At 64.1% G+C, this 26444-nt stretch carries 21 protein-coding genes and 1 pseudogene; 9 read left to right on the plus strand and 13 right to left on the minus strand.

The genetic code is table 11. The features are described 5' to 3' along the window. The first annotated feature begins 129 nt into the window (after positions 1 to 129). The gene (locus NCS00_RS23955) at positions 130 to 375 is read left to right on the plus strand and encodes a BPSL0067 family protein (protein WP_250437063.1); all 246 of its coding nucleotides are present in this window, start codon (positions 130 to 132) and stop codon (positions 373 to 375) included. Then, positions 362 to 712, plus strand: coding sequence for an STY0301 family protein (locus tag NCS00_RS23960; protein ID WP_250441168.1), 351 nt, complete (start codon positions 362 to 364; stop codon positions 710 to 712). Before NCS00_RS23955 ends, NCS00_RS23960 begins: the two co-directional genes overlap by 14 nt. A 22-nt stretch (positions 713 to 734) precedes the next feature. Here the strand turns inward: NCS00_RS23960 and NCS00_RS23965 are convergent, their stop codons facing one another. The 6 genes and pseudogenes from NCS00_RS23965 to aldA all read right to left on the minus strand — a co-directional run bounded on the left by NCS00_RS23965 (position 735) and on the right by aldA (position 8440). Continuing rightward, positions 735 to 1616 carry a LysR substrate-binding domain-containing protein gene (locus NCS00_RS23965; protein ID WP_175982054.1) on the minus strand — a complete coding sequence of 294 codons (882 nt, stop codon included), beginning with the start codon at positions 1614 to 1616 and terminating at the stop codon, positions 735 to 737. 11 nt (positions 1617 to 1627) lie between these two features. Continuing rightward, the gene (locus NCS00_RS23970; protein WP_033535896.1) at positions 1628 to 2548 is read right to left on the minus strand and encodes a LysR substrate-binding domain-containing protein; all 921 of its coding nucleotides are present in this window, start codon (positions 2546 to 2548) and stop codon (positions 1628 to 1630) included. A gap of 158 nt (positions 2549 to 2706) precedes the next feature. Next, entirely contained in the window at positions 2707 to 4365 is a 1659-nt protein-coding gene (locus NCS00_RS23975) for a GMC family oxidoreductase (RefSeq protein ID WP_250441169.1), read from the minus strand. 17 nt (positions 4366 to 4382) lie between these two features. Beyond that, positions 4383 to 5600, minus strand: a complete 1218-nt coding sequence (locus tag NCS00_RS23980; protein ID WP_250441170.1) for a mandelate racemase/muconate lactonizing enzyme family protein — start codon at positions 5598 to 5600, stop codon at positions 4383 to 4385. Further along, positions 5597 to 6900 (minus strand): annotated as a pseudogene (locus tag NCS00_RS23985) (MFS transporter). The gene NCS00_RS23980 and the pseudogene NCS00_RS23985 overlap by 4 nt, the downstream one beginning before the upstream one ends. A gap of 115 nt (positions 6901 to 7015) precedes the next feature. Continuing rightward, positions 7016 to 8440, minus strand: a complete 1425-nt coding sequence (aldA, locus tag NCS00_RS23990) for an aldehyde dehydrogenase (protein ID WP_008347265.1) — start codon at positions 8438 to 8440, stop codon at positions 7016 to 7018. Between the two features lie 280 nt (positions 8441 to 8720). Here aldA and NCS00_RS23995 point away from each other — a divergent pair, with 280 nt between their 5' ends. The 5 genes from NCS00_RS23995 to NCS00_RS24015 all read left to right on the plus strand — a co-directional run bounded on the left by NCS00_RS23995 (position 8721) and on the right by NCS00_RS24015 (position 15112). Further along, positions 8721 to 9866 carry a porin gene (locus NCS00_RS23995; RefSeq protein WP_250441171.1) on the plus strand — a complete coding sequence of 382 codons (1146 nt, stop codon included), beginning with the start codon at positions 8721 to 8723 and terminating at the stop codon, positions 9864 to 9866. A 185-nt stretch (positions 9867 to 10051) separates the two neighbouring features. Then, positions 10052 to 10714, plus strand: a complete 663-nt coding sequence (locus NCS00_RS24000; protein ID WP_008347261.1) for a response regulator transcription factor — start codon at positions 10052 to 10054, stop codon at positions 10712 to 10714. Further along, the gene (locus NCS00_RS24005; protein WP_250441172.1) at positions 10711 to 11994 is read left to right on the plus strand and encodes an ATP-binding protein; all 1284 of its coding nucleotides are present in this window, start codon (positions 10711 to 10713) and stop codon (positions 11992 to 11994) included. The genes NCS00_RS24000 and NCS00_RS24005 overlap by 4 nt, the downstream gene beginning before the upstream one ends. A 23-nt stretch (positions 11995 to 12017) precedes the next feature. Further along, positions 12018 to 12488: a hypothetical protein gene (locus tag NCS00_RS24010; RefSeq protein WP_502801597.1), complete on the plus strand. Its 471-nt coding sequence runs from the start codon at positions 12018 to 12020 to the stop codon at positions 12486 to 12488. Between the two features lie 260 nt (positions 12489 to 12748). Next, positions 12749 to 15112 (plus strand): beta strand repeat-containing protein, encoded by a 2364-nt coding sequence (locus tag NCS00_RS24015; RefSeq protein WP_250441173.1) that lies wholly within the window; start codon positions 12749 to 12751, stop codon positions 15110 to 15112. 20 nt (positions 15113 to 15132) lie between these two features. Here NCS00_RS24015 and NCS00_RS24020 read toward each other — a convergent pair whose 3' ends face one another. Next, entirely contained in the window at positions 15133 to 16908 is a 1776-nt protein-coding gene (locus NCS00_RS24020; RefSeq protein WP_250441174.1) for a ShlB/FhaC/HecB family hemolysin secretion/activation protein, read from the minus strand. Positions 16909 to 17189: 281 nt separating this feature from the next. Here NCS00_RS24020 and NCS00_RS24025 point away from each other — a divergent pair, with 281 nt between their 5' ends. Beyond that, positions 17190 to 19580 (plus strand): ATP-binding protein, encoded by a 2391-nt coding sequence (locus tag NCS00_RS24025; protein ID WP_008347252.1) that lies wholly within the window; start codon positions 17190 to 17192, stop codon positions 19578 to 19580. Between the two features lie 64 nt (positions 19581 to 19644). On the opposite strand, the gene NCS00_RS24030 is transcribed toward NCS00_RS24025, so the two are convergent. Continuing rightward, positions 19645 to 20802, minus strand: coding sequence for a porin (locus NCS00_RS24030; RefSeq protein ID WP_008347250.1), 1158 nt, complete (start codon positions 20800 to 20802; stop codon positions 19645 to 19647). An 839-nt stretch (positions 20803 to 21641) separates the two neighbouring features. Between NCS00_RS24030 and NCS00_RS24035 the strand changes: the two genes are divergently transcribed. Then, positions 21642 to 21953: a hypothetical protein gene (locus NCS00_RS24035; protein WP_075583514.1), complete on the plus strand. Its 312-nt coding sequence runs from the start codon at positions 21642 to 21644 to the stop codon at positions 21951 to 21953. 25 nt (positions 21954 to 21978) lie between these two features. Here the strand turns inward: NCS00_RS24035 and NCS00_RS24040 are convergent, their stop codons facing one another. The 5 genes from NCS00_RS24040 to NCS00_RS24060 form a co-directional block, all read right to left on the minus strand. Further along, complete coding sequence (locus NCS00_RS24040) at positions 21979 to 22284, minus strand: hypothetical protein (RefSeq protein WP_250441175.1); 306 nt, start codon at positions 22282 to 22284, stop codon at positions 21979 to 21981. 24 nt (positions 22285 to 22308) lie between these two features. Then, positions 22309 to 22698: a hypothetical protein gene (locus NCS00_RS24045; protein WP_250441176.1), complete on the minus strand. Its 390-nt coding sequence runs from the start codon at positions 22696 to 22698 to the stop codon at positions 22309 to 22311. Positions 22699 to 22832: 134 nt separating this feature from the next. Then, positions 22833 to 24272: an MFS transporter gene (locus NCS00_RS24050; RefSeq protein WP_250441177.1), complete on the minus strand. Its 1440-nt coding sequence runs from the start codon at positions 24270 to 24272 to the stop codon at positions 22833 to 22835. A gap of 59 nt (positions 24273 to 24331) precedes the next feature. Beyond that, on the minus strand, positions 24332 to 25480 hold the full coding sequence (locus NCS00_RS24055) for a CaiB/BaiF CoA transferase family protein (protein WP_008347241.1): 1149 nt from the start codon (positions 25478 to 25480) through the stop codon (positions 24332 to 24334). Between the two features lie 7 nt (positions 25481 to 25487). Continuing rightward, positions 25488 to 26429 carry a hydroxymethylglutaryl-CoA lyase gene (locus NCS00_RS24060; protein ID WP_250441178.1) on the minus strand — a complete coding sequence of 314 codons (942 nt, stop codon included), beginning with the start codon at positions 26427 to 26429 and terminating at the stop codon, positions 25488 to 25490. Positions 26430 to 26444 lie beyond the last annotated feature (15 nt).

Below are 26444 nucleotides of genomic sequence, written 5' to 3' on the forward strand. Positions count from 1 at the left end.
GTATGCGCCCCATGATCCGCACACGGTCCTTACGACGATGCGCCACCCGATGGTCGCACTGGCCACCCGGACTATTGCGGCGGATGCGTCTCCTATGTCAAGCAAGTATGTCCGTCGCTGCCGGCCACGATTGCATGGAAAAAAGGAGCTGCTGTTAAAAACAACCCGCACATCGTTGAGGGGACCGTCATCGCCACATTCGACAATCACCGACACTTCCACGGGCACGCTGCAATCTATGTCAGTCAGAGTCCCGTCGGCGTAACGGTATATGACCAATACGCGCATCCGCCCAAGCCCATTGGACCGCGCATCTTGCGCTGGGGCCAAGGCTCCGACGTCAACAACGGAGACAAATTCTATGTCGTCGAGTAAGACGCTCGCCTGTCTGACGACATTGCTCCTCGCCGCAAGCGTCAGCGGACTCGCGAAGGAGGAAGCGATCGCGTGTCCTGCGTTGCCGGGCACGCATCTCCAATACGTCGCGGCCTTCGACGGAAAGCCGGAAGAACACGTCCGGCTCATTGCGGATCATGGCGATGCCAAGCGGGGCTATTGGAAACTCGGCTACGTCTACGATCACGGCCGCTCAGTGACCGTTCAGTGCGTCTACGCCAACAAGGAAACGCGGGACTTCACCCTTGAGAAGCGAGTCGATGAGTGCCGATATCGGATCGACGAGCCAGGATCCGCCGAACTCGATTGCACGTAACGCGAAGGCGAAGGCCGCGCACTCAATCCCGCGCCGCCTTCGCTCCCTCCCCGCGCAGCCATTCCGCGAACGCCTGCACGGAATCCGCCCCGGCGAACGAAGGCGCGATATCCAGCCAATATCCGTAAGGCCCTGTCGACTCCACCGGCGACAGCAGAACCAGCGACCCGTCATGCAGTTCATCGGCGATCATGTTGCGATCGACGACCGCCAGCCCCGATCCCGCGCGCGCCGCGTGAATCGCCTGATCGAGTGTCGAGAACTCGATGCCGTTCTCGCCGAACGCGCGCGGCAAACCGGCGGCATCGAGCCAGTTGGGCCAGAGCGTGAGCCGCGCATCGTTGTGCAGCACATGCAGCGCGGGCAGCCGCTTCAGCAGCGCTTCGACCGGCTGCCCCGCCAACTTCATCGCGCCGACGAGCACATGCCGCTCGATGAACAGCAGCTCCGACCGATGATCCGCCCGCGCCTCGTATCCGAAGCGAATGCTGCACTGACGGTCTTCGACGGCATCGGTGCGAACCGAGAGATCGATGTCGGGCACGGCGTCCATTAGCGAACCCAGTCGCGGCGAGAGCCAGCGCGTCGCGAAAGTCGGCGGCGCGATCACGGTCAGACGCTTGCGCTCGCTGCGTTGCACGTTGGAAAGCGAACGCGTGACGCGCTCGATCGAATCGAACGCCTCCGACAGGCAAGCAAGCAATTCGGCGCCCTGCTTCGTGAGCCGGATGCCCTTGTGATCGCGATCGAAAAGCTTCGTGCCGAGCGCATCTTCGAGCAGGCGAATTTGACGGCTGACCGCGCCCGGCGTCACGCACAACGCCGCCGCCGACTTGTTGAAGCTCATATGGCGCGCGCTTTCCTCGAAAAAGCGCAACGCGGTCAGAGATGGCAAGCGCCGCACGGTCGGCTCCTTCAGACGAACGCGCTACGCTTGCCGCCGAGCGCCTGCGTCTGTTTCCCGATCTCGCCGCGCAGCCATTCACGAAACAGCGCGACTTGCGGCGCGTCGTCCTGGCCGGTGCGCGTCACAAGCCAGTAAGACTGATGCCCGTCCACTTCGACATCGACGATCGGCACGAGCGTCCCCTGCCGCAACTCGTGCCCGATCATGTGGCGATCGGCGATGGTGACGCCGAGGCCGTCGGTGGCCGCACGAATCGCGTTGTCGAGCAGATCGAACTCGTAGCCGCCGCGCGTATCGACATTGTCGATGTTCGCCGCCTTGAGCCAGTGCTGCCACGTCAGATAGCGCTGATCGCTCGCCGCGAGCACATGCAGCAGCGTGAACGCGTTCAGATCGATGCCGGTCGTATCGCACTCGGCGAGCAGCGCGGGCGAGCACACGGCGATATGCCGCTCGTTCATCAGCAACTCATTGTCGAGGCCGTCCCATTCGCCATTGCCGAAGCGGATGGCGCAGTCAAGTGCGCCCGATTCGACGAGATCGTCCTTCAGGCGCGTAGTCAACGTGATTTCGAGTTCCGGCGCGGCGGCGCGCAGTGATTGCAGCCGCGGCATCAGCCAGCGGCGCGCGAAGGTAGGCGGCGCATTGACGCGCAAGCGCGTCAGATGAGTCTTTTCCTGAATGCTGCGCACCGTGAGTTCGATGCGATCGAACGACATTCTGAGCGCCTGCAGCAAGAGCCGCCCCGTCGCCGACAACTCCAGATAATGATGGCGGCGCAACAGCAGCGGTTCGCCGAGCTGCGTTTCGAGCTGACGCACCTGCCGGCTCACCGCGCTTTGCGTCACATGCAGCATTTCCGCCGCGCGCGTGAAGCTGCCGGTGTGCCCGGCGACTTCGAAAGCCCTGAGCGCATTCAGGGCAGGCATTTTTCGCTTCAATTCCGTCTCCTCTTCCTGGCGTTCGACGGGCGCATTGAACACGTATCCGCGCCGGAACGTATCGCTCTTGGGCGACATTTTACGAATCGAGGCAAATTATGCCGCTTCGGGGCGCGAAGACGTTTCATGTCTCGCGCCCGCGTGCATCACGCGATCGCGGCAGGCTCCGCAGGCGCCGACACCTGTTCGATGACCGTGCGGGCATCGTCGAGAATCATGTCCGCGCCTTTCTCCGCGACCATCATCACCGGCGCGTTGAGATTGCCCGACGTGATGTTCGGAAAGATCGACGCATCGACGATGCGCAAGCCTTGCATGCCATGCACGCGCAGGCGCTCGTCGACGACCGCGGTGCGCGCGTCCGGTCCCATCGCGCAGGAACCGCACAGGTGATAGATCGAGCCCGACTGCTCGCGGAAATACTCGAGCATGTCGGCATCGCTTTCGACTTGCGGTCCCGGCGAAATCTCTTCCGCCGTAATCGCCTGCAGCGCGGCCGAACTCATGATCTTGCGCACGAGCTTGCTGCCCTGCACCGCTTCGCGGATGTCCTTCGGCGTCGTCAGCGCGTTGATGCTGATCTTCGCGGCATCTTCCACGCGGTTCGACGCGATTTCGATCGATCCGCGGCTCGTCGGACGGCACGGATTGAAGCACAGAAGGAAGCCCGAATACGGCTCGGGTTCGAGCTGCGCCTTGCTGCTCTTCGGAATCCGATAGGAAAGCGGATTGAAATAGAGCTGCAGGTTCGGCTCTTTCTCGTCGTCATCGCCTTTGAAGAAGCCGCCCGACTGGTTCACGCTCATCGAGAGCGGGCCCTTGCGCGATGTCAGATACCGCATCGCCGCCTTGACCTTGCCGAAGAGCGAGGAGAGTTCGTCGTTCAGCGTCGGCACCGTCGCGCGATAGTAGAAGCTCACGCACAAGTGATCCTGCAGATTCTTGCCGACCGCCGGCAACTCGTGCACGACCGGAATGCCGTGGTTCGCGAGCAGCGCCGCGTCGCCGAGACCGGAAAGCTGCATGAGCTTCGGCGTATCGACCGCGCCCGCCGACAGAATCACCTCGCGCTTCGCACGGAACTGCAGCGATTCGCCGTTGCGCGTGGCGATGACGCCGGTCGCGCGCTTGCCGTCGAACGTCACGCGGCTCACGCTGACATTGCGCTCCACGCGCAGATTCTTGCGCCCGAGCACCGGATGCAGATACTCGAAGCTGCTCGACGAACGCTCGCCATTGCGCGCGTTGATGTCATACACGGTCGCGCCTTCGTAATCGGGGCCGTTGATGTCGCCGGTCACGGGAAAGCCCGCTTGCCGCGCGCCTTCGAGGAACGTGCCGCAGATCGCGTGCGCGCCCTCTTTCATCGACGAAATGCTGATCTTGCCGTTCGCGCCGTGATACGGCGTGTCGCCGGCCCAGTGCGATTCGAGGCGGCGGAAATACGGCAGCACGTCCCGATAGCCCCAGCCCGCGTTGCCGGCGCGCGCCCAGTCGTCGAAATCGTGCGGCTGGCCGCGCACGTAGATCATCGCGTTGATCGAGCCGGAGCCGCCCTGCACCTTGCCGCGCGGGCAATACAGCGAGCGGTCCTTCAGTTGCGCTTCCGGCTCGCTGTAGTACATCCAGTTGTATTGCGGGTTGTAGTAGGTCTTCGTGAAGCCGACCGGCACCTTGAACCAGAACGAATCGTCCTTGCCGCCCGCTTCGAGCAGCAGCACCGAATGCTCGCCGGACTCGGTGAGACGATTGGCGAGCACGCAGCCCGCCGATCCCGCACCCACGATGATGTAATCGAATTCCATGTTTTCTGCTTTTCCGTTCAGCCCTTGGCGGGCGCGAGATCTTTCACGTCGGCGGGCTTCGCGGCCATCTGCAGATGCAGACGCTCGCCCGTGTACGGCGTATGCGCGCGCACGACGTCCATGTTCAGTTCGACGCCCAGGCCCGGCTCAGTCGACGGAATGATGTAGCCGTCTTCCCAGCGAATCTTCGTCTTGAGCACTTCCGCGTGGAATCCGCCCCACGTCTCGATGCTTTCCTGAATCAGGAAGTTCGGCGAGCACGCGGCGATCTGAATGCTCGCCGCCGCGCCGACCGGACCGTTGTAAAGATGCGGCGCGATCTGCGCGTAGTACACCTCGGCGAGACTCGCGATCTTCTTCGCTTCGAGCAGACCGCCGACGCGTCCCACGTTAAATTGCAGGATCGACGCGGCTTTCGCTTCGAGCAGCTTAAAGAACTCGTACTTCGTCGTGAGGCGCTCGCCGGCCGCGATCGGAATGCGGGTTTTCTCGGCGACTTGCGCCATCGCGTCTTCCTGTCCCGGCGGCACCGGTTCCTCGAACCACAGCGGATCGAACTTCTCGAGGCGCTGCGCAAGACGGATCGCCGACGACGGCACCATCTGACCATGCGTGCCGAACAGCAGATCGGCCTTGCTGCCGACCGCCTCGCGCACCTTGCGGCAGAACGTCTCGCAGCGGTCCATCACTTCGAGCGAAATCTGATGCCCCGAATACGCGGTGTACGGGCCGGCCGGATCGAACTTGACGGCCGTGAAGCCGAGCGCGACGTTGTGCGCGGCGCATTCGGCGGCGAGATCGGGATCGTCGTAGTCGTATTCGCCGCGCGCGTTCTTCGGATAGAGATACGTGTACGAACGCAGACGTTCATGCACGCGTCCGCCGAGCAGTTCGTAGACGGGCTTGCCCGCCGCCTTGCCGATGATGTCCCAGCACGCCATTTCGAGGCCGCTGACGACGCCCATCATCGTGAGATCGGGGCGCTGCGTGAAGCCGCTCGAATACGCCTCGCGATAGAAGCGCTCGACATGATGCGGATCGTGACCGAGCAGATAGCGCTCGAACACGTCTTCGATGATCGGCGCCATCGCTTTCGGATGGAACGTCGCCGAATAAATCTCGCCGACGCCCTCGATGCCGCAGTCCGTGCGCAGCTTCACGAAAATCCAGTACATGCCGCCGATATGCGGCGGCGGCACGGCGACGATATGTGTTTCCAGTGCGGCGATCTTCACTGTTGCGCTCCCAGCTTCCTGAGTCGAAGTTTGAACATGATGGCCGCCACGCCGCCGAGCGCGGACATGAAGGCGATATAACCGAAGTACAGCTGATATCCGTACACGCCCGGATAGTTCTGCGTCAGATAGCCGTTGATGAGCGGCAGCACCGCATCGGGCGAATAGCCGACGACGGACACGAGGCCGATCGCGAGGCCCATCGTTTCGGCGGGCACCTTGCATTGATCGAGCAGCGACCAGTAAAGCCCGCGAATCGCGTACGTCATCACGCCGATGAACAGCACGAGCACCGCGACGAGCACATGGCTCGAAATGCCGGGCGCGGCCATCAGCAGGATGAGCGCGGCGGATGCGGAGAAGAGCGCGACGATGAGCACGGTCGTCTTCGAGAAGCGATCGCCGAGAAAGCCGCCGCCGATGCCGCCGATCGGGCGCATCCAGAGTTTCAGCGTCGTGATGAAGCCGGCCAGAACCACCGACAGCCCGATCTCCTTCTCATGCAGATAAGCGGAGAAACTGTAAGTCGACCAGAAGACCTGATAGCCGCAGAAGACGATCGCGGAAAGCAGCGCGAGTTGCGGATTCTTCATCAGCGATATGAGATCGCGCAGCACATTGCGCTTTTCGCGCTTCGCCGCAGCCGCCGCCTGCGCGCCTTGCGGATCGCGCACGAGGCCGAGCACGACGCCGAGCCCGATGCACAGGACGCGTACATGTAGACGACGAGCCGGAAGCCCGCGACCGTCGAATCGCCGCGCGTCTGCGTGACCCAGGCGAACAGCCCGATCGCGATGGTCGCGAGCAGCGCTTCGATCAGGCCGCGCCCGCCGTCGAGAAAGCCGAAGAAGCGGCCTTGCTCGTCGGCGGCGGCGATCGTCTGCACGCGCTTGATGATCGCGGCCCAGAACGTGAGGCCGGTCGTCAGGCCCCATCCGCCGAAGATCACGATCAGCGAGGCGAACGACGGCGCGGTGGAATACCACAGCCCGAGCGCGCCCGTCGCGATCAGCGAGAAGCTGATGAGCAGGCGCGGCGCGACGCGATCCGCGAGCCAGCCGCTCGGCAAATAGCACACGAGGAAGATCGTGCCGAGCGCGGAGTAGAGATAGCCGAGTTGCGCTTCGGTGATATGGAAGACTTCGAGCATCGTCGGCTGATACACCTGCCGCAGATACAGAATCGGATAGATGGCGCCGGCGGCGATGACGAGCAGCGCGAGCTGGATATAGCGGTCGGCGCGCGTGCCTTCGCGCGGCGTCGCCACGCTTTGGCCGGATTGAGCGGGATTCGATGACACAGGCGTGCTCCTCGAAGGGCAGCGGCGCGCGGCGTGCGGACGCCGCGCGGCTGGGCCTTCACTATGTTTTTGTAGAGGGTGAGAAAAGGAATGCGGCCGGAAACGGCCGCGAGAATCAGTACTTCATGACGACGAGACGCGTCTGCGTGAACTCGAGCATGCCGTGCTTGCCGTCGTCGCCGCCGATGCCGGAGCGCTTCCAGCCGGCGTGAAAACCTTGATACGGATCGGCGGGCGTGCGGTTGATGTACAACTCGCCCGCTTCGATCGAATTCGCGACCTTCATCGCCGTGCGGTAGTTCTCGGTGTAGAGCACCGACGAAAGGCCGAACTGATGATCGTTCGCCATCGCGATCGCTTCGTCGATCGTCGCGTACTTCAGCACCGCGAGCACCGGGCCGAACGTCTCTTCCTGCACGATTTCCATGTCCTGACGGCAGTTCGACAGCAGCGTCGGCGGATAGAAAAAGCCCTTGCGGTCCGGCACTTCGCCGCCGGTTTCCAGCGTGGCGCCCGCTTCGATCGCGCGGCGGACCATCGCGTGAATGCCGTCGCGCGATGCCTTGTTCACGAGCGGACCCATGTGGCTCGCGTCCTCGTAGCGATCGCCGATCGCCTTCGCCTTCATCTGCTCGCGCAGCAGGCCGACGAATTCGTCGTGGATGCGCTCGTGCACATAGACGCGTTCGATCGCCGTGCAAAGCTGACCGCTGTGCGTGAGCTTCGATGCGACGAGTTCGCGCGCGGCCTTCTGCAGATCGGCGTCCGGCTCGACGATCGCGGGCGTCTTGCCGCCCAGTTCCAGCGAAGGTTTAGCGATGTTCGCCTTGCAGTATTCGAGCACCTTGCGGCCCGCGTTGACGCTGCCCGTCAAGGTAATCATGCCGACCTTCGGATGCGTGCAGACGACCCCGGCGGTCGCGTGATCCATCGCGAGCACATTGATGACGCCGGCGGGCAAGGCCGCGCGCTCGACGGCGCGCGCCAGTTCGAACGCCGACAGCGGCGTGTTGTTGCTCGGACGCACGACGACCGTGTTGCCCGCGATCAGCGCCGGCGCGACCTTGCGCATCAGCGTGTAGATGGGGAAGTTGAACGGGATCAGGCACGCGACAACGCCGATCGGCTCGCGATGCAGCACGAGATTTTCGTTCGGCGTATCGCTCGGAATGACTTCGCCTTCGATGCGGCGCGCCCATTCCGCGTGATAGCGCGTGATCTGCGCGGCGTAGACGGCTTCGTTGGTCGCGTCGAGCAGGCTCTTGCCGGACTCGGCCGCGAGCGCCGCGCCGATATCGGCGGAGGCTTCGACGATTGCATCCGCGAGGCGCTGCATATGCGCGCCGCGCTCCGCGGCAGGCATCGCGCGCCACAGACGTTGCGCGTCGGCGGCCTGATCGACGGCGAGCAGCGCCTGCTCGCGCGACGCATTGTGAACGTGGCCCAGCACCTCTTCGGTCGCGGGATTCAGGACGGCGGTGACGTCATCGCTCACGGGCTCGATGAAACGTCCGTTCACAAAATTGCGTTCTGGCTTCATGTGGCGGTTTCCTTGATCGCTGCGCGCCACGACGCCCGGCCGCCGGGAAATCGGACGACCGCTGCGACAAGGCAACGCATTTGCGGGCCATTCTTTCGTGCCTCGCGCTGCAACGACAAGCGAAGAATTCGCTGGAAAAACATTCAAAAAACTCGCGCTCGCTGTTCGACTAAATCCTTTTGCGGCGTCCCTTTAATCGCGCACAATCCGTCGCTCGCCGTCCTCGCCGAGCCTCATGGCTAGGACTTCTTGACGAATAAGTAAAAGACTTGAGACTTTCATGAGAATCAAAGTAATCGCCCTCGCTTCGCTCGCCTGTATCGTGACTTCAGCTCATGCTCAAAGCAGTGTCACGCTGTTTGGCGTCCTCGATGAAGGCTTCGACTACACGAGCAATGTCGGCGGGAATCGTGTCTATGAGCTGACGAGCGGCTATGCGTCGGGAAGCCGCTGGGGCCTGCGCGGCGTCGAAGATCTGGGCGGCGGCACGAAGGCCGTGTTCCAGCTCGAAAGCGGCATCAATTTGAGCAACGGCGCGGCGGGCCAGGGCGGACGCATGTTCGGGCGGCAGGCCTACGTCGGCGTCACCGATAACCGTCTCGGCTCGGTCACGCTCGGCCGTCAGTACGATTCGGTGGTCGACTATCTCGCGCCGACGACGGCCAACGGCAACTTCGCCGGCTATCTCTTCGCGCATCCGTTCGACAACGACAACACCGACAACTCGTTCCGCGTGAACAACACGGTCAAGTACGCGAGCCCGTCGTTCGGCGGCTTCAGGTTCGGCGGCACGTACAGCTTCAGCAACGACACGAACTTCGCGAACAACCGGCAGTACAGCATCGGAGCGTCGTATGCGAACAGCGGCCTTCTGATCGGCGCGGCTTACTTGCGCGCGGATGGCGTCGGCATGAACGCGAACGGCGCAATCGCCACGAACGACGCGAGCTTCATCGCGCAGCGCATGCAGATTTTCGGCGCGGGCGTGAACTACACGTTCGGCAAGGCGACGGCGGGCTTCGCGTACACGAACTCGAGTTATCGCGATCCGGTGACGAACGGCTATATCGGCGGGTCGCTGGCATCGGCGGGCAACACGCTCGACAACCTGCGCTATCAAAACTTCGAAGTGAACGGGAAGTATCAGTTCACGCCGGCGTTCTTCGTCGGCGGTCAGTACGTCTATTCGATGGAAACGTACGACTCGACCGCCGGCACCGTGAAGCCGCACATCCATTCGGCCGGTCTGATGGCGGATTACTTCCTCTCCAAGCGCACCGATGTGTACGTGCAGGGCGTCTATCAGAAGATCGCGGGCAGTTCGACCGGTTCGGTGATGGATCAGGCGTTCATTCCCGGCACGCAGGGTGTGTCGTCGAATTCGGAGCAGTTCGTCGCGCGCGTCGCGTTGCGGCACGCGTTCTGACGGTCGAATCGATGAAATCGCTGTCCGCGTATTAAACGCGGACAGAAAATTCCTAAGCATTTCCTAAGCTTTCGTCTTCTAATCTTGCGGCTTTCCCGAACGCCAAGACGCCGCAAGATGAATCACACGCTCGCCCCAGCCCCCGCGCGCCGCCGTCGGACGCCATGACTGCCCGGAGACACGCCATGAGGGTATTGCTCGTCGAAGACGATCGCATGATCGGCGAATCGGTTCAGAACGAACTGCGCGACGGCGGCTACGCGGTCGACTGGGTGCGCGACGGCAAGCTCGCGCTCACGACGCTCAACACGCACGTCTACGACGCGATCCTGCTCGATCTCGGCTTGCCCGGCGCCGATGGCTTCGCGGTGCTGCGCGCCGTGCGCAGCGGGGCGAATCACGTGCCGCTCATCATCGTCACCGCGCGCGATTCCGTCGATGAACGCATTCGCGGACTCGACGAAGGCGCCGACGATTACCTCATCAAGCCCTTCGACATCTCCGAGCTCAAAGCGCGCATGCGCGCGGTGATCCGCCGCCGCGGCGGGCAGGCCGCGCCGATCATGTCGAACGGCGTGCTCACGCTCGATCCGGCCACGCGCGAAGCCACCTCCGGCGACATCGCGATCCGACTTTCCAGCCGCGAATTCGCGCTGCTGCAAGCGCTGATGATCCGCCCCGGCGCGATTCTCTCGCGCGCGGAAATCGAAGACCGCATCTACGGCTGGAACGAGGAAGTGGAAAGCAACGCCGTCGAATTCCTGATCCATTCGCTGCGCAAGAAGCTCGGCGCGACGGCCATCAAGAACGTGCGCGGCGTCGGCTGGATGGTCTCGAAGCAGCCATGACGCGTTCGCTTCAGTTCAGGCTGTCGGCCTGGCTGTCGGCGCTGATCGTCGCGATCGCGGCGGCGGGCGGCGTCATCGCGTTCCAGACGGCTTTCCACGAAGCCAACGAATTGCAGGACGGCCAGTTGAAGCAGGTCGCCGCGCTCGTCACGCCGCGCACGCTCGCGACGATGCAGCGTGAAGCGCTCGGCCGCGTCGACGGCGCGGATCCTGAGTCGAAGCTCGTCATCCAGACGATCGGCGAGCGAGCGCCGCTGCCGGTCGCGTCCGATCTGCGCGACGGCCTGCAGAACGCCATCGTCCAAGGCACGCGCTGGCGTCTCGTCGTGAAGACGCTCGATGACGGCACGCGCGTCGTGATCGGCCAGCAGACGGCGGGCCGCGACGAGATCGCCCGCAACGGCGCGCTCGCCACCGTGATGCCCTTCGCCGCGCTCGCGCTCGTGCTGCTCGCGGCGCTGCATCTGATCGTGCGCCGCCAGTTCCGGCCGTTGAGCGCGCTGTCGGCGAGCCTCGACACACGGCCCGAACACGATCTCTCCGCGCTTTCCCGCGACGCGCTGCCGAGCGAGATCGCGCCCTTCGTCGTCGCGATCAACCGGCTGCTCGCGCGCGTGGAGGCGTCGGTGGCGCTGCAGCGCCGCTTCGTCGCCGATGCCGCGCATGAACTGCGCTCGCCGCTGACCGCGCTGTCGCTGCAGGCCGAGCGCCTCGACGCCGCCGAGTTGCCCGACAGCGCGCGCGAACGGCTCGACGCGCTGCGGCGCGGCCTTGCGCGCACGCGCTCGCTGCTGCATCAACTGTTGACGCTCGCGCGCCTGCAGCAACGCACCGACGCCGATACCGCGCGTTTGCGCGTGCAGGACGTCTTCCGCAATGTTCTCGAAGATCTGATGCCGCTCGCGGAGGCGAAGGACATCGACATCGGCGTATCGACGAGCGACGACGTGTTCATCCACGCGCCGCAAGCCGATCTCACCATCATGGTGAAAAATCTCGTCGACAACGCGATTCGCTATACGCCAGCGGCCGGCCGCGTCGATCTCGCGGCGGGCGTTTCGAATGCGCGGCCGTGGATTCGCGTGGCGGACAGCGGGCCGGGCATCGCGCCCGAGGAACGCGCGCGCGTCTTCGATCCGTTCTATCGCGTGCTAGGCGGCGACGCGGACGGCTCGGGCCTCGGGCTCTCGATCGTCGGCACGATCGCGGCGCGCATCGGCGCGACGATCGAACTCGCGGATGCCGCGCCGCGCGGGCTCGTCGTGACCGTCACGATCTGAAGGCGTCGGCTGCCCGAAGCGACATGCACGACGCGCCGGACCATACGCGCCCGCGCGTGTCCGGCGCACGCGCGGCGTGCTATCGTCGATGCGTCATTCCGACGTGGCATTCCGATGCCGCCATCATGAGTCAAGTGCGCTATCCCCTCGGCCCCGATGACCGCGTGCATCTGCTCTGCTGGCTCACGTGCGGATTGCTCGGCGCGTACTACATCGAAGGCGATTGGCCCGATACGTCGTTTCAGGTGCGCGCCGCGCATCGCTGGCTCGACCGGCATCATCGCGCGGCCGACTGGATCGAGACCGCGCGGCTTTCGGTGGCGGCGCACGCGCTCGCCGCGCGGTTCTCGACGATGCTTGACGCCGACGCCTCGCGCAGCGACATCGAACGCATTCTCGAAGGCGAGGATCTCGACTACGAAAGCGTGCTCGTGCAGCGCATCTATCACGAGTGCTGGATCGAGTTGTCGAGCGGACGAAAGCCGTCGCACTAACGCGTTCCTCCGATCAATTTCCGTGCCGCGCCGCGCGCGTGCCTTGGCGCGTCTCGCGCGCGGGCACGGACATTTTTTTGCGCTGGCGGAATGTGCGGAACCCCACATTGGCGCTCAGGGCGCGGCGATACCATCGGCGCGCCTGCTCGCACGTCGATGTTCGCGCCTCCCGCCGATGTCCCCAATCGCCGGGCTGAAAAGCGGCTACACCGTCAGCGGCCAAAAACGATGACAACAATCGACACCGACTGGAGGTCGCCATGCAGCGCAGCATTCGTCCGCTTGTTTCTCAAACCGCGATTCGTCGTGCGCGCCTGCGCCCGCTCGCGATCCTCGTGCCGATCGTCGCGGGCCTGACTTGCGCGAGCATCGCCGATGCCGCGCCGCCGCTGCCCGCCGGCGGCCAGTTCGTCGCGGGCAGCGGCGCGATCAGCGGCGGCGGCACCGGTTCGACGCTCACCATCAATCAGACGACGACGCGCGGTGTCATCGACTGGAACAGCTTTTCCATCGGCAGCGGAAGGCAGGTCACGTTCAACAACGGCAGCGGCGCGACGCTCAATCGCGTGACCGGCGGCAATGCTTCGGTCATTCTCGGCCAGCTCAACGCGACGGGCAGCGTGTATCTCGTCAATCCGCAGGGCGTGCTGGTCGGGCCGGGCGGCGTCGTCGCGACGGGCGGGCGCTTCGTTGCGTCGGCGCTCGACATCGGCAACGATGCGTTCATGCAGGGCGGCCCGCTCACGCTTTCGGGCGGCGGCAACGGCATGGTCATCAATCTGGGCACGATCGGATCGAGCGGCGGCGACGTGTTCCTCGTGTCGCGCACGGCGGCGGTGAATGGCGGCAGCATCAACGCGCCGCAGGGCACGGTCGAAATCGCGAGCGGCAATCAGGTGCTTCTGCAGGATTCATCCGGTGGACAGCAGGTTTTCGTGCAGGCGGGCAGCGGCGGCACGGCGATGAACGGCGGCGTGATTCGGGCGGCGCAGGCGAGCCTCCAAGCCGCCGATGGCAACGTGTACGCGCTCGCCGGCAACAGCAGCGCGATCCGCGCGACCGGCACCGCGACGCGCGATGGCCACGTCTGGCTCGTCGCCGATCAGGGCGCGGTCCACGCGAACGGCACGCTCGCCGCGACGAACGCAGACGGCAGCGGCGGCACGGTCGAAACGCGCGCGAATACGCTCGATGTCGCGGGCGCGAACGTGACGGCGCGTACATGGAAACTCGGCGCGCCGTCGTTCACCGTCGATCAGGCGAACGCGGATTCCCTCGCGCGCGGCCTTGCCAACGGCACATCGGTGGATGTCGAAGCGAGCACCGGCGATCTGAACGTCGGCGGCAACGTCCAGTGGAACGGCAACGCGTCGCTGACGCTCGGCGCGGCGCACAGCGTGGCCATCGGCGCGGGCGCGACCATCGGCAACACGGGCAACGGCAATCTCACGCTGCGTGCGGATTCGGGCGGCATCGACAACGGCGGCGGCGTGGCGAACGGCGGCACGATCGACTGGTCGAAGAGCGGCGGCATCGTCAGCGCGCTTTACGACATGAACGGCAGCTATGCGCCGGGCACGCTGCTCACGAACAGCGGATGGACCGCCGCGCCGTACAGCGGCGTGCGCACGCAGGCGACCGCGTACCGGCTCGTGAACAATCTCGCGGATCTCTCGAACGTGACGCAGGATCTCGCGGGCAACTACGCGCTCGGCAAGGATATCGACGCGAGCGCGACGTCGTATCCGAACTATTTCACGGCGATCGGCTCGAAGACGACGCCGTTCACCGGACAATTCGACGGCTTCGGCCACACGATCGACAGGCTCGCGTCGACGCCCAATCTCAACGACGACCGTCAGGGCCTGTTCGGCGTGATCGGCGCGAACGGCGTCGTGCGCGATCTGAATCTCACGAACTCGAGCACGGGCGGCTACGCGTCGGGCGCGTACGGTTTGCTCGCGGGCCAGAACGACGGCCTCGTCACGTACGTCAACACGACGGGCGGCGTCGGACAGAACGGCTTCGGCGGCGCGGGCGCGGGCGGGCTCGTCGGCGTGAACAACGGGATCATCGAGCGCTCGTCGAGCACGGCGGATGTCGGCTATCAGATTCCTGCGGGCGGGCTCGTCGGCGTGAATAACGGCACCATCGTGCAGTCGTATGCGACCGGCACGACGTACGCCGGAAATCACGGCCAGACCGCCGGGCTCGTCGCGTACAACAACGGACTGATCACGCAGTCGTATGCGACGGGCGGCGTGGGCGGCTTCGGCGGCGGCGGGCTCGTGTTCGACAACGGCGCGACGGGTGTCATCAACGAGTCCTTCGCCGTGGGGCAAGTCGGCGGCGGCGGGCCTCCGGGCGACGCATACGGCGGTATCGCGGCGTACAACGAGGGCGCGATTCACAACAACGTCTACTGGAACAAGGAGACGACGATCCGCACGAGCGCGGCCGGTTCGAACTCGGGCACGACGCCGCCGGACTCGAACGGGCTCACGACCGCGCAGATGAGCAATGCGTCGAATTTCCTCGATTGGGGCATTCCGTCGGGCGGCGTCTGGGCGATGCCTACCGGCGCGACGCATCCCGTTTTGCAGTGGCAGCAGGCGCAGCCTTGAGGGGCGTGCCGAGCGGATCGTCAGCTTCCGATCACGAGGAATATCTCCCCCACCGGCGCCTTCGATCCGTTCGGCACGACCGCCTTCAACGGAAACCCATACGTTCCGCGAAAGCTGACGAACCTTCCGACCTGCACACGCACGCCCACACCGACGCTCGCCAGCGAAGCATTGTTCACTTCGCCGAATTCCGCGATGCGATTCCACACGTGACCCGCATCGAAGAACACGAACGGCTGCATCGCCGCCAATCCCGCGCGTCCCGCGCTTCCCGCCGATATCGCCGGCGCACGCAATTCGGTTTGCAGGTTCCATCCGCGATCGCCCTGCGCGGAATACGGCTCGTAGCCGCGCACGGTGGCATCGCCGCCGAGTCCGAGTTCCTCGCTCGGCAATAGCGTGCTGCCCGTCCACTGCAACAATCCGCGCGCCGATATCGAGAATCCCGACTTGCCGAGCGGCATGTCACGCTGCGCCGACAACTGCATGTACTGATAGCGCGGCTTCGCGCCGAGACGAGCGGCATCGTAGGCTTCGTCGTTGCTGTTGCTGTCGAAGTAACCGGGACTCGCGAAGAGCGCTGCGTTCAGATGCGTATCGCCCGATGCATCGCTATTCGAAAGATCGTAGGCGATCACGAACTGATGGATATGCGTGTTCGCATTGAACACCTGAAAGCCGCCGAACTCGAGATCGTTGTTCGAACGCTTGAAGTCGTAGCCGAGCTGCACCTGCTGTTGCCACGCGCCCGCGTTGTCGAGCGGCGGCAGACGCCAGTCATAACGAAAACTGAGCTGCGCGCTGAGACCCGTTTGTCCGTAACTGTCGGGCAAACGCGGCGTGCTTTGCGCGAACACGCCGAACAACTCGATGCGATCGAGCCACGGCAACGGCGCAACGGCATTGAACGCGTGCGCGATGTAGCGCGGACGATCGGGCCGCCCTTCGATATCCGGATTGCCGCTCAACAGATCGTTACTCGCGGTCATCTGATAGCCGATGCGCGCATCGACGCCGAACAGATTGCCGTAATCGAATCCCGCGAGAATGCGATCGCGGCCGAGGTCGCGCACGCCGTCGTTGTTATAGCCGCCGTAAATGCGGAACGGAAAGCGGTCTTCGGTTTGCAGCACGACGTCGGTCGTATCGGGCGCGGTGCCGGGCGCATAAATCACGTCCACGCGCCGATACGGATTCGCGTTGAGCAACGCGAGTCCCGCGGCGACATCGGCTTCGCGGATCGGCTCGCCGCGCGCGAGCGGCATCTCGCGGGCGAGCAGCGCATCGGAGAAATGGCGGTTGCCCTTCGGCATCACGCGCCCCGCGCGAAACTCCGCGATGGCGATCTTCACGACGCCATCGCTCACGTCCTGCTCGGGCACGTACACATCGACGAGCGGCTGGCCCGCCGCGCGATAACGTTGCACGACGGCGCGCCGGATTTCCGCGAGACGCGCGAAGGTCAGCGGCTTGTGGAGATCGGCGGAGAAGCTGTCGAGAAAATCGGGCGTGAGAAAAGGCGCGCCCGCCGATGTTATCGCGCCGTTCGCGCCCGATTGCGTCGCATCTGATGCAGCATCCGCACGCACGAACGCGATGCCGTGCAGATCCTGAAGCGCGATTCTGTGCGAGTCGTCGCTCGGCTCGGGCGGCGACGGCGACGCGCGCGGACGCTGCTCGGCGGGCGGCGCAATCGGCGCGACATCGCGATACGACTGCGCGGCGGCGTCGCGTTCGGCAACGATGCAGGCGATCGCGGTCGATAGCACGGTCACGGCGACGCGTGTGCGGTTCAAATCATGTCTCCTCGGCGCCGGCCGCGTAGGTTGGCCCCGCATGTTATCAGCGCACGGAGCGGAACGTTTCATGCGTCGGGCGCGCATGACCGGTCGCAAGAGAAAGATGCTCGCACCGTACCTGTTAGCGTCGCGAACGCGCGTAGAAATGACTCGACGCGAACGGCCGAGCCAGTAGAAAACACCGCAGCGACATTGGCCTTTCTTCCGACCGCGCAACGCATCTATGATTCGGAGATGATCGGCGCGATGAGCAGCCGAACCGCATTGTCAGGACGAGGATGGACAAAACCTCCAACGCAGAAATCACCGATTCCGCTTCGCTCGATGCATCGGTCTACGCGCAATGCGCGCGCGAGCCGATCCACATTCCCGGCGGCATTCAGCCTCACGGCGTGCTCTTCAGCGTCGACGCGCATTGCCACATCCTGCAGGCGAGCGCCAACGTCGCGCAGCTCGCGCACATCGCGCCCGAAGCGTGTCTCGGCCGCGCGCTCTCGACGGTGCTCGGCCAGCACGCGGCCGAACGTGCGAGCGCGGGACTGAAGCAACTCACGCGCGACGGCGCGGCGATCCACGTCGGCAACGTCGTGCTCGACGGATGGACGCCGGACGGTCCCGTCGCGATCGTCGTGCATCGGCATGACGGGCTATTGTTCGTCGAAGTGGAGCCGGCGCGCGACACCGCCGACGTCTTCTCGACGATGTATCCGCTCGTGCGCTCCTTCGTGAGCGATGTCCAATCGATGCACACCGTCGAGCAGATTTGCCAGTTCGCCGCGAACGAGATCGCGCGCATCACGGGTTTCGGCCGCACGCTCGTCTATCAGTTCGACGAGGAAGGCAACGGCAACGTGCTCGCGGAAAGCGTCGAGCCGGGCTATCCGTCGTATCTGAAGCAGCACTTTCCGGCATCGGACATTCCCGCGCAGGCGCGCGAGCTGTATCGCAAGAATCGCATTCGGCTCATATCGAACGCGAACTACGAAGCCGCGCCGCTCGTGCCCGCGCTGCATCCGGCGACGGGCCGCCCGACCGACCTCACGTACGCGTCCTTGCGCAGCGTGTCGCCCGTGCATCTGCAATACATGCGCAACATGGGCACGCTCGCGTCGATGTCCATGTCGATTCTCGTCGACGACAAGCTCTGGGGCCTCATTTCCTGTCATCACGCGACGCCGCGTCTGCCGCCGTTCGAAGTCCGCACTGCGTGCGAGCACGTCGCGCAGATCGTCTCGCTGCAGATCGAAGCGCGCGAGACGCAGGCCGAAGCGCATTACCGGCTCGAATTGCGCCGCATGCTTTCGAAGCTGCTGTCGTCGATGGCGAACACGGACAGCTTCGTCGAAGCGCTCGTCAGCGACGCCTCCGATCTGCTCGGCTTCACGCGCTCGTCGGGCGCGGCCGTGATCTTCGAAGGACGCACGTCGCTCATCGGCGTGACGCCGAGCGCGCACAGCGTCACGGCGCTCGTCGACTGGCTCGACAATCAGAGCGAGGACGTCGTGATGTCCGACCGCGCTTCGCAGGATTGCCCAGCGCTCGCGGATTCGCCCGAAGTCGCGGGCTTTCTCGCGGTGTCGATCTCGAAGATCTACCGCAATTACGTGATCTGGTTTCGCCGCGAAGTCGTGCAGACGATCGAATGGGCGGGCGATCCGCGCGCGAAGCTGACGGGCCTCGCCGCGTCGCTTTCGCCGCGCGTGAGCTTCGATACCTGGACCGATGTCGTGCGCGGCCGCTCGCTGCCGTGGCGACCCGCCGAGCGCGAGATCGCGCTGGAATTTCGCGCCGCCGTGCTCGGCATCGTGTTGCGGCGCGCGGAGGAAATTGCGCAGCTCGCGACGGAACTCGGGCGCGCGAATCACGAACTCGAAGGATTTTCATACACGGTGTCGCACGATCTGCGCGCGCCGCTGCGGCATATCGTGAGTTTCGCGGACCTGCTAAAGCAGATGGACGGCGAAAAGCTGTCGGAGCGCGGGCGCGGCTATCTGGAGCGCATCGTGACGTCGGCGCGTTTCGGCGGGCGTCTCGTCGACGATCTGCTGTCGTTCGCGCAACTCGGCCGCGCGGCGCTGCGTCCGCACACGGTCGACGTCCACGCGCTGGTGCATACGGTGATTCAGAACGATATCGACGAACAATCGTCCGCACGCGTGCATTGGAAGGTGGACGCGTTGCCGCGCGTCGAAGCGGATCACGTGTTTCTGCATGTCGCGTTCGCGAACGTGATGTCGAACGCGGTGAAGTTCAGCGCGCAACGCGAAGAGCCGACGATCGAGGTCGGCGCGCACGATGGCGTGGGCGAGCTGATCGGGCATGTCGTCTATTTCGTGCGCGACAACGGCATCGGTTTCGATATGCGTTATGTCGACAAGCTCTTCGGCGTGTTCCAGCGTCTGCACGTCAACGAAAAGTTCGACGGCACCGGCATCGGGCTCGCGAACGTGCGGCGCATCATCGAGCGGCATGGCGGCAAGGCATGGGCGGAAGGCGCGCCCGATGGCGGGGCGACCTTCTATATGGCGCTGCCGAAGCAGTTCCGCCCCGAAAGCGGCGTGCGGCGCGATACGGCCGCGACCGCGCTGGCGCGGCTCGCCGCGGGCACGGGCGGCGCGGGGCACGACATCGGCCAGCTCATCAAACGTTCGGAGCAGGACAAGAAGTAACGCGCAATGCAAAACGGCCGCGATCTTGTGGATCGCGGCCGTTCTTTTTCCTACGACGCTGCGCTTAGAAGCGGTGACGCAGGCCCACGGTCGCCGCGACCTGATTCTGCGTCGACGACGGCGACAGCGTGTTGATCATCGCGACGTTGGCGCCCGCATTGCCCAGCTCGCCCGACGCATGCTGGTACACGCCTTCGACGTACACATCGGTGCGCTTCGAGAGCGAGTAGTCAGCCTGCAGCGAAACGGTGTGCCACTTCGGATCGCCCGAGCCGTTCGCGCCCGTCACCTTGCCGTCCGTGTACGTGTACGCGGCGTCGAGGCTCAATGCCGGCGTCACGAGATAGCGGCCGTTCAGCTCGAAGTTGTTCATGTGCAGATTCGAGTTGCCCGGCAGCGCGAACGTCGTGCCGCCTTGCGATGCGGCGAGCAGGTTGTCGTAGTGCGTGTTGGTCCACACGAAGCCGACCGTCGCCGGGCCGTACGTGTAGTTCACGCCCGCGCCGAACGTGCGCTGCAGTTCAGCCGTCAGATTCGCGTTGTTGCCCTGACCCGCCGACACCGCGCCGCCCGTGTTCGCGTTGTTGCGCGAGTTGTTCGTCTGCAAGTAGGCCGCGGCGAAGTTCAGCGGGCCGTTGCCGTACGACGCGCCGGCGCTCCATGCGCGGTTGTTCGCGAACTGGCCTGCGTCGTTCGAGAAGCCATACAGGCCGCCGAACTTGAAGCCCGCGTAATTCGCGCTCTGATACTTCACCGAATTGCGGATCGAGAACGAGTGATCGAGATTGTCGTTGTCGAACGGATGCGCCGTCAGGTTATTGCCATAGCCCGCGCCTGCTTCGGCGAGCGGCGACAGATAATCGACCATCGAATCATATTGACGGCCGAGCGTGATCGTACCGAATTGATCGTGCTGAAGGCCGACATATGCCTGACGGTTGAACATCGTGCTGTTTTCGGTATAGCGGCCGTTATTGAGGTTGAAGCCGCTCTCCAGCTTGAAGAGCGCGTGCAACCCGCCGCCGAGATCTTCACTGCCTTTCAGGCCGAAGTAAGTATCCGAAACCGCGCCGCTGCCTTGCTGCCAATTGTTATGGCCACCGGCGTTGTTCGTATAGACGAGACCGGCATCCAGCGTGCCGTACAACGTGACGCTGCTCTGAGCGTGAGCTGCTGCTGCGAAGGTGCCGAGAATGCCCGCGATGAGAAGGGTTTTTTTCATGGTTCTCTGTGTCCTGTTTAATGCGAAAGCTTCCAGGGACTGAAAGAGCCCGGGAAACTGGGACACACTGTATGCGACGGGCGCTTGAATGTGACCGCGTATCCGGCGCAATAATCATTTGCTGATTCTGCGAACCGGCGTGCAGATCCCTTCATAATCTTTTAAGGTCAAGTGCTTAGCGGCGATTCGGCGCTCAGATAATCCAAATGGCTGTTGCACATCGACGACGTTATTACTGCGCATTCTGGAGAAGTCCATTGCGTCGCATGCGGTTTATAGCGGCCGAGGCGTTTTGCTAAGCTTCCCGGGTCTGAAGATCTCCACGCAGATATCTCGAGGACACGGAGCGGTTTCGCGAGAGGGAGCCGCTCCGTTTTTATTCCCGACGCGGCGATTAATCCGAGCGCTTTAGACGGTCTCAGAACAGCGGCCGTCGAAATCACTCAGTTACCCGAAGTACCCGAACGATTTTCCCGATTCTTGATGCCGACCGTAAAGGTTACGCGCCCACCGCGAACGGAACGAATCGCATTTAGATGAATCGAATCAATGAGTAACGCGATATGTTTCTCTAAATATCTCGATGTTTTGAAAATTTTGCGCGAGATAGACGGGCAAATCAGGCGACGAAATTACGGCCTGTGACGGCAAATTTCGGAAATTCGCGAACAAGTTCTTCACTAAATGTAACCGTCGCGCAAACGTTTGCTACCGCACAGAACGGGACCGGGCGTTCTGCTCGTTTCATTTCGAAACAATCTGAAGGAGCTTGAATCGCCTCTGCGGAACGCTGCTTGCTTTAATAGAGGCCTCTGTAAAATCTAGCCGGATATAGCCACATGAAAAGAAGCGCCAATGCCACGACCGTCCCAGCATTTCGACAGCGGCGGCCCGCTCAGCTCGCTGAACGCGAGCTTCTGCATCTCGAAATGATTCTCTCGAGTGTCGTCGAAGGGAACTCGGCTTCCGATCGCCTTCCCGCCAGCTATTGGGATATGCGGATTTCGCAACTGGACGCGGAGTACGACCTCGTCCCGTCGCAAAGTCAGCGTGTAGCATCGCTTCAACGCAAACTCGCGTTACTCGACAACGCGCTCGCCACCGCTGCCGACGCGCAGGAAGGGCAACAGAACCGGCGCGTCGCTGCCTGATCCGGGGTCGTCGCGCGGCGCCTATTTATAGTGTCGCCCGCACCCACTCGTCGACCAGCGTGCGCGCCTGCGTGTGCGCGCTCATCAGCGCGTCCTCGGCGGATGCGAAATTCGAATAGCGTGTGTTCTCGATCAGGAGTGGCGAGAACGCAGTGACCGGCCTTCCGGAACGGCTGATCGTCACGATCGCCAGATAGCGCAATTCGCCCGGCGGCGGCACGAGCCGGCTGCTCGTTTCGATCGCGACTTCGAGCACGAAGCCCTTGTGGTTGTACGACCGTATCATCCGGACACCCCCGTGCGCGCCGTGGATATGACGTGCTTCCAGCATGAGATGTACCCGTTCGAAGCGCTGCTACTTCGCGCGTCGAAGCGCCGTGCGCGCGATGTCGGCGGCGAGATCGGCGCGCAGTTCGGCCCATTTGCCGAGCAGCGTGGCGTCGTCGGTGAAGAAGTAAGGCGCGTGCGTCCAATGGGCGACCTTTCCGCCCGCGACGGCGAACTCGAAGATACGCATGTCCTGGTCATCGCTGACGCCAGCGCTCACGAGTTCGCGAAACGATCGAATATCGTGCAGCGAGACGTTCTGTATGCCGACGCCGTGCACCACCGCCATCACCGTCTTGCCGATGCGCCAAGCGGCCTCGCGGCTATCGGCGAGCACGAAAGCGACGCTTTCCAGAGGCGTCTCGAACTTCAGCCGATACAGCCGCGCCCTGCATTGTTCACTGAGTTGCGTGTTCATTTGACTCAAGCCCGCGTCGCTCGCCTGGAGCGACGCGCAGCAGGAGTTGATCCCGCTTCAGCATAGGATGCCGCGAGCCCGAACGTATGTCCGATTGCACTGCGTTTCGAACGCACGCGCGCGCGTCACCTGATTCACCGGTTCAGCTCCTCGAGCCGCAGCCCGTTGGTCTTCGGACCGAACAGGCCGATTGCCAGCGCCACGAGCAGCATGCAAACCGTAATGCCGATGAACACGCCCGGCACGCCGAAATCCTTCAGCAGCGACGCGATGATGAAGCCCGACATCATCGCGCCCGCGCGGCTCGCCGAGTAGACGATTCCGCTCGCCCGGCAGCGCACGGCCGTGGGAAAAAGCTCGGTCTGATACGCGTGATAGCAGACCGAGATCGTCTGGCCGGCGAGCGAGATCAGCACGCCGAGCGCGATGAGCGCAACGGGCGATTTCATCTGCCCGAACGCGAGACCGCTCGCGATCACGACGAGCGCACCGCCGACGATCAGATACTTCCGCTGCACGCGGTCGGCGTAGAACATCGCGAAGAGCGGTCCGAGCGGCAGCGCGAACGCGATGATGAACGAATACAGCAGGCTCTTCGTCACGGTGATGCCCTGCCCGATCAAGAGCGTCGGCACCCAGTTCGCGAAGCCGTAGTACCCGATCGCCTGACAGAAGTTGAAGACGATGAGCATCACGAGACGCGAGCGATACGGCGCGACGAACAGCTCGCCGAGCGACGCCCGCCGATGCGCCGGCTGCTCGACGACAGGCGCGGGCGGCGGCAATGCGGCGCCCGATTCGCGCTCGACCACGCGCTCGATGTTGCCGACGACGCGTTCGCTCTCCTCGAGCCGGCCATGCATCGCGAGCCAGCGCGGGCTTTCCGGCACCGCGCGCCGGATGAACCACACGATCACCGCGCCGACCGAACCCGCGAGCACGACGACGCGCCATCCATCGAGACCGAACACGGTTTCCGGCACGAGCCAGTATGAAAGCAGCGCGGCGACGGGCGCCGCCGCGAACATCACCATCTGATTGAAGGCCATCGCGCGGCCGCGCATGTGCTGCGGCACGAGTTCCGTCACGTAACTGTCGATCGTAATGATTTCGATGCCCACCCCGATGCCCGTCACGAAGCGCCAGAAGATCACGCCTTCGGGGCTCGTCTCGAACGCCATGATCGCGGAGCCGATCGAGTACCACAGCAGCGAGAACGTGAACACGCTGCGCCGCCCGTAGCGGTCCGGCAGCCAGCCGAAGAAGAACGTGCCGATGAACAAGCCCGCGAACGTCGCCGCGATGAATCCCGCAATGCCGGTGAAGCCGAAGAACGCATGCGTCGTCGTCTGCAAAAGTCCGCTCTTCGCCATGCCCGGCGCGATATAGCCGGTGAAGATCAGATCGTAGATTTCGAAAAAGCCGCCGAGCGAGATGAGCAACACGAGCATCCAGAGATGCCGCGTGATCGGCAGTCGATCCATGCGCGCGGAGATTTGCGCGCCGGGCGTCGTGGCGACGCGAACGTCGGGCGTTGCGAGCGGCTCGGCGACCGCGCTGAAAGTGGGCTGCATTGTCCTGTCTCCTGTGTTGGCGACGGCGCGTGTTTTTTATATGCGCCTGTCGCAATGCCTCATGCCGTGACGCGTTTCGTCAGTTGCCCGAGCACTTCGTCCGTGTGCTCGCCGACGCGCGCGAGCGGCTGCCGCACGCCGGGGCGGCGTCCGCCCATCGTGAGCGGGAGCAAAACCACGTCGGTCGTGCCGCCGTCGTCGGTCTGCATCGGCACGAGTCCGCCGCTCGCTTTCAGATGCGGATCGTCGAGCAACTGTTCGGGGCGCATGATCGGCGCGTAGGGAATGCCGGCCGCTTCGAGCTTCGGCGCGAGCTCGTGGGCGCGGTGATCCGCGAGAATCTCGCCGAGCCGCGCGAGCAATTGCGGCCGCACCGCGACGCGCATCGCATTGGTCGCGAACTCGGGCGCTTGCGCGAGATCGGGACGTTCGAGCACATCGCAAAGCGTAACGAATTGCTTGTCGCTCACCGCGCCGATGAACAACTGCTCGCCTTCGGCCAGCGTGAATACGTCGTACACGCTCCATGCCGATACGCGCGACGGCATCGGCGGCGGCGCTTCGCGCGTCATCGCGTATTGCTGCATGTGTTGCGCGGAGAGAAACACGCAGTTCTCGAAGAGCGCGCTCTGCACTTCCTGGCCGCGTCCGGTGAGATCGCGTTCGCGCAGCGCGGCGAGCACGCCGATCGCGCCGAACATGCCGCCCATGATGTCGTTCACCGACGTTCCCGCGCGCAGCGGCCTGCCCGCCGGACCGGTCATGTAGGCGAGGCCGCCCATCATCTGCACGACTTCATCGAGCGCGAGTCGCTTCTCGTACGGCCCCGGCAAAAAGCCCTTGTGCGACACGTAGATCAGTTTCGGGTGCGCCTTCGACAAGGTTTCGTAGTCGAGACCGAGCTTCGTCATGAGGCCGGGGCGGAAATTTTCGAGCAGCACATCGCATGCGCCGATCAGTTCGAGCGCGCTGTCACGCCCTTCTTCCGTGTTGATGTCGATGACGACGCTCTTCTTGTTCCGATTGAACGAGCGAAAGAAGCCGATGCCGAGACCCGGCAGATTGCGCGTCTTGTCGCCGCCGGGCGGCTCGATCTTGATGACTTCCGCGCCGAGATCCGCGAGGATCATGCCGCAGGTCGGGCCCATCACCATATGCGTGAACTCGATCACGCGCACGCCTTCGAGCGGCAGGGTTGAATGACTCATGACGTCCTCAGGCTTCGATTGCAGTTTTCGATTCGTGATTGACCGGCAAGCCCGCGAGCGCGAGCGCGCCGTGCAGCGTTTCGCCGTCGAGCCAGCGCGCGAGTTTCGCGCGCACGTCCAGCAACGCTGAAATATCGATGCCGGTCTCGATGCCCATATCGGCGAGCATGAACGCGAGGTCTTCGCTCGACGCGTTGCCGCTCGCGCCCGGCGCATGCGGACAGCCGCCGATGCCCGCGAGCGTCGCATCGAAACGCGCGACGCCGGTTTCGAGCGCGGCGTAGACATTGGCGAGCGCGAGGCCGCGCGTGTCGTGAAAGTGGCCGCACCAGAAGCGCTCGCCGGCGATGTCGCGCGCCTTCTCGAAGAGCTCGCGCACCGCACGCGGACCGGCGTATCCAACCGTATCGGCGATGCTCACGCGGTCCGCGCCCGCATCGAGCAGCGCCTGCATGTAGCGCAGCACATCGGCGTGATCGACGCGGCCCTGAATCGTGCAGCCGAACGCCGTGCCGATGCCGCCCTCGATCAGCGTCTTCGCGCCCGACGCATCGCGCGCCGCACGCATGCGCGCGACTTCATCGACGACTTCCTCGGGCGTCTTGCGCAGATTGGCGAGACTGTGCGCGCGGCTCGCGGAAAGCGGCACGAGCATCAGATCGGCGCGCGCTTCGATGGCGCGCTCCGCGCCTTTCAGATTCGGCACGAGCACCGAGACCAGCAGGCCCGGCAGCGTCGTTGCGTAGGCGACGAGTTCGGCGGTATCGGCGAGTTGCGGCAGAAGGCGCGCGGGCACGAACGAACCGACTTCGATTTCGCGCTGACCGGCGGCGTAGGCATCGCCGATCCATTCGATCTTGCGTTCGGTCGGCACGATCGTGCGAATGCTCTGCAGGCCGTCGCGCAGGCCGACTTCGCGGATTACGGCGTTCTGCGGGAACGCGGGCATGGCTTTGTCTCCGGT

It is taken from the genome of Caballeronia sp. AZ1_KS37, assembly GCF_023631165.1.
GTDB lineage: Bacteria > Pseudomonadota > Gammaproteobacteria > Burkholderiales > Burkholderiaceae > Caballeronia > Caballeronia zhejiangensis.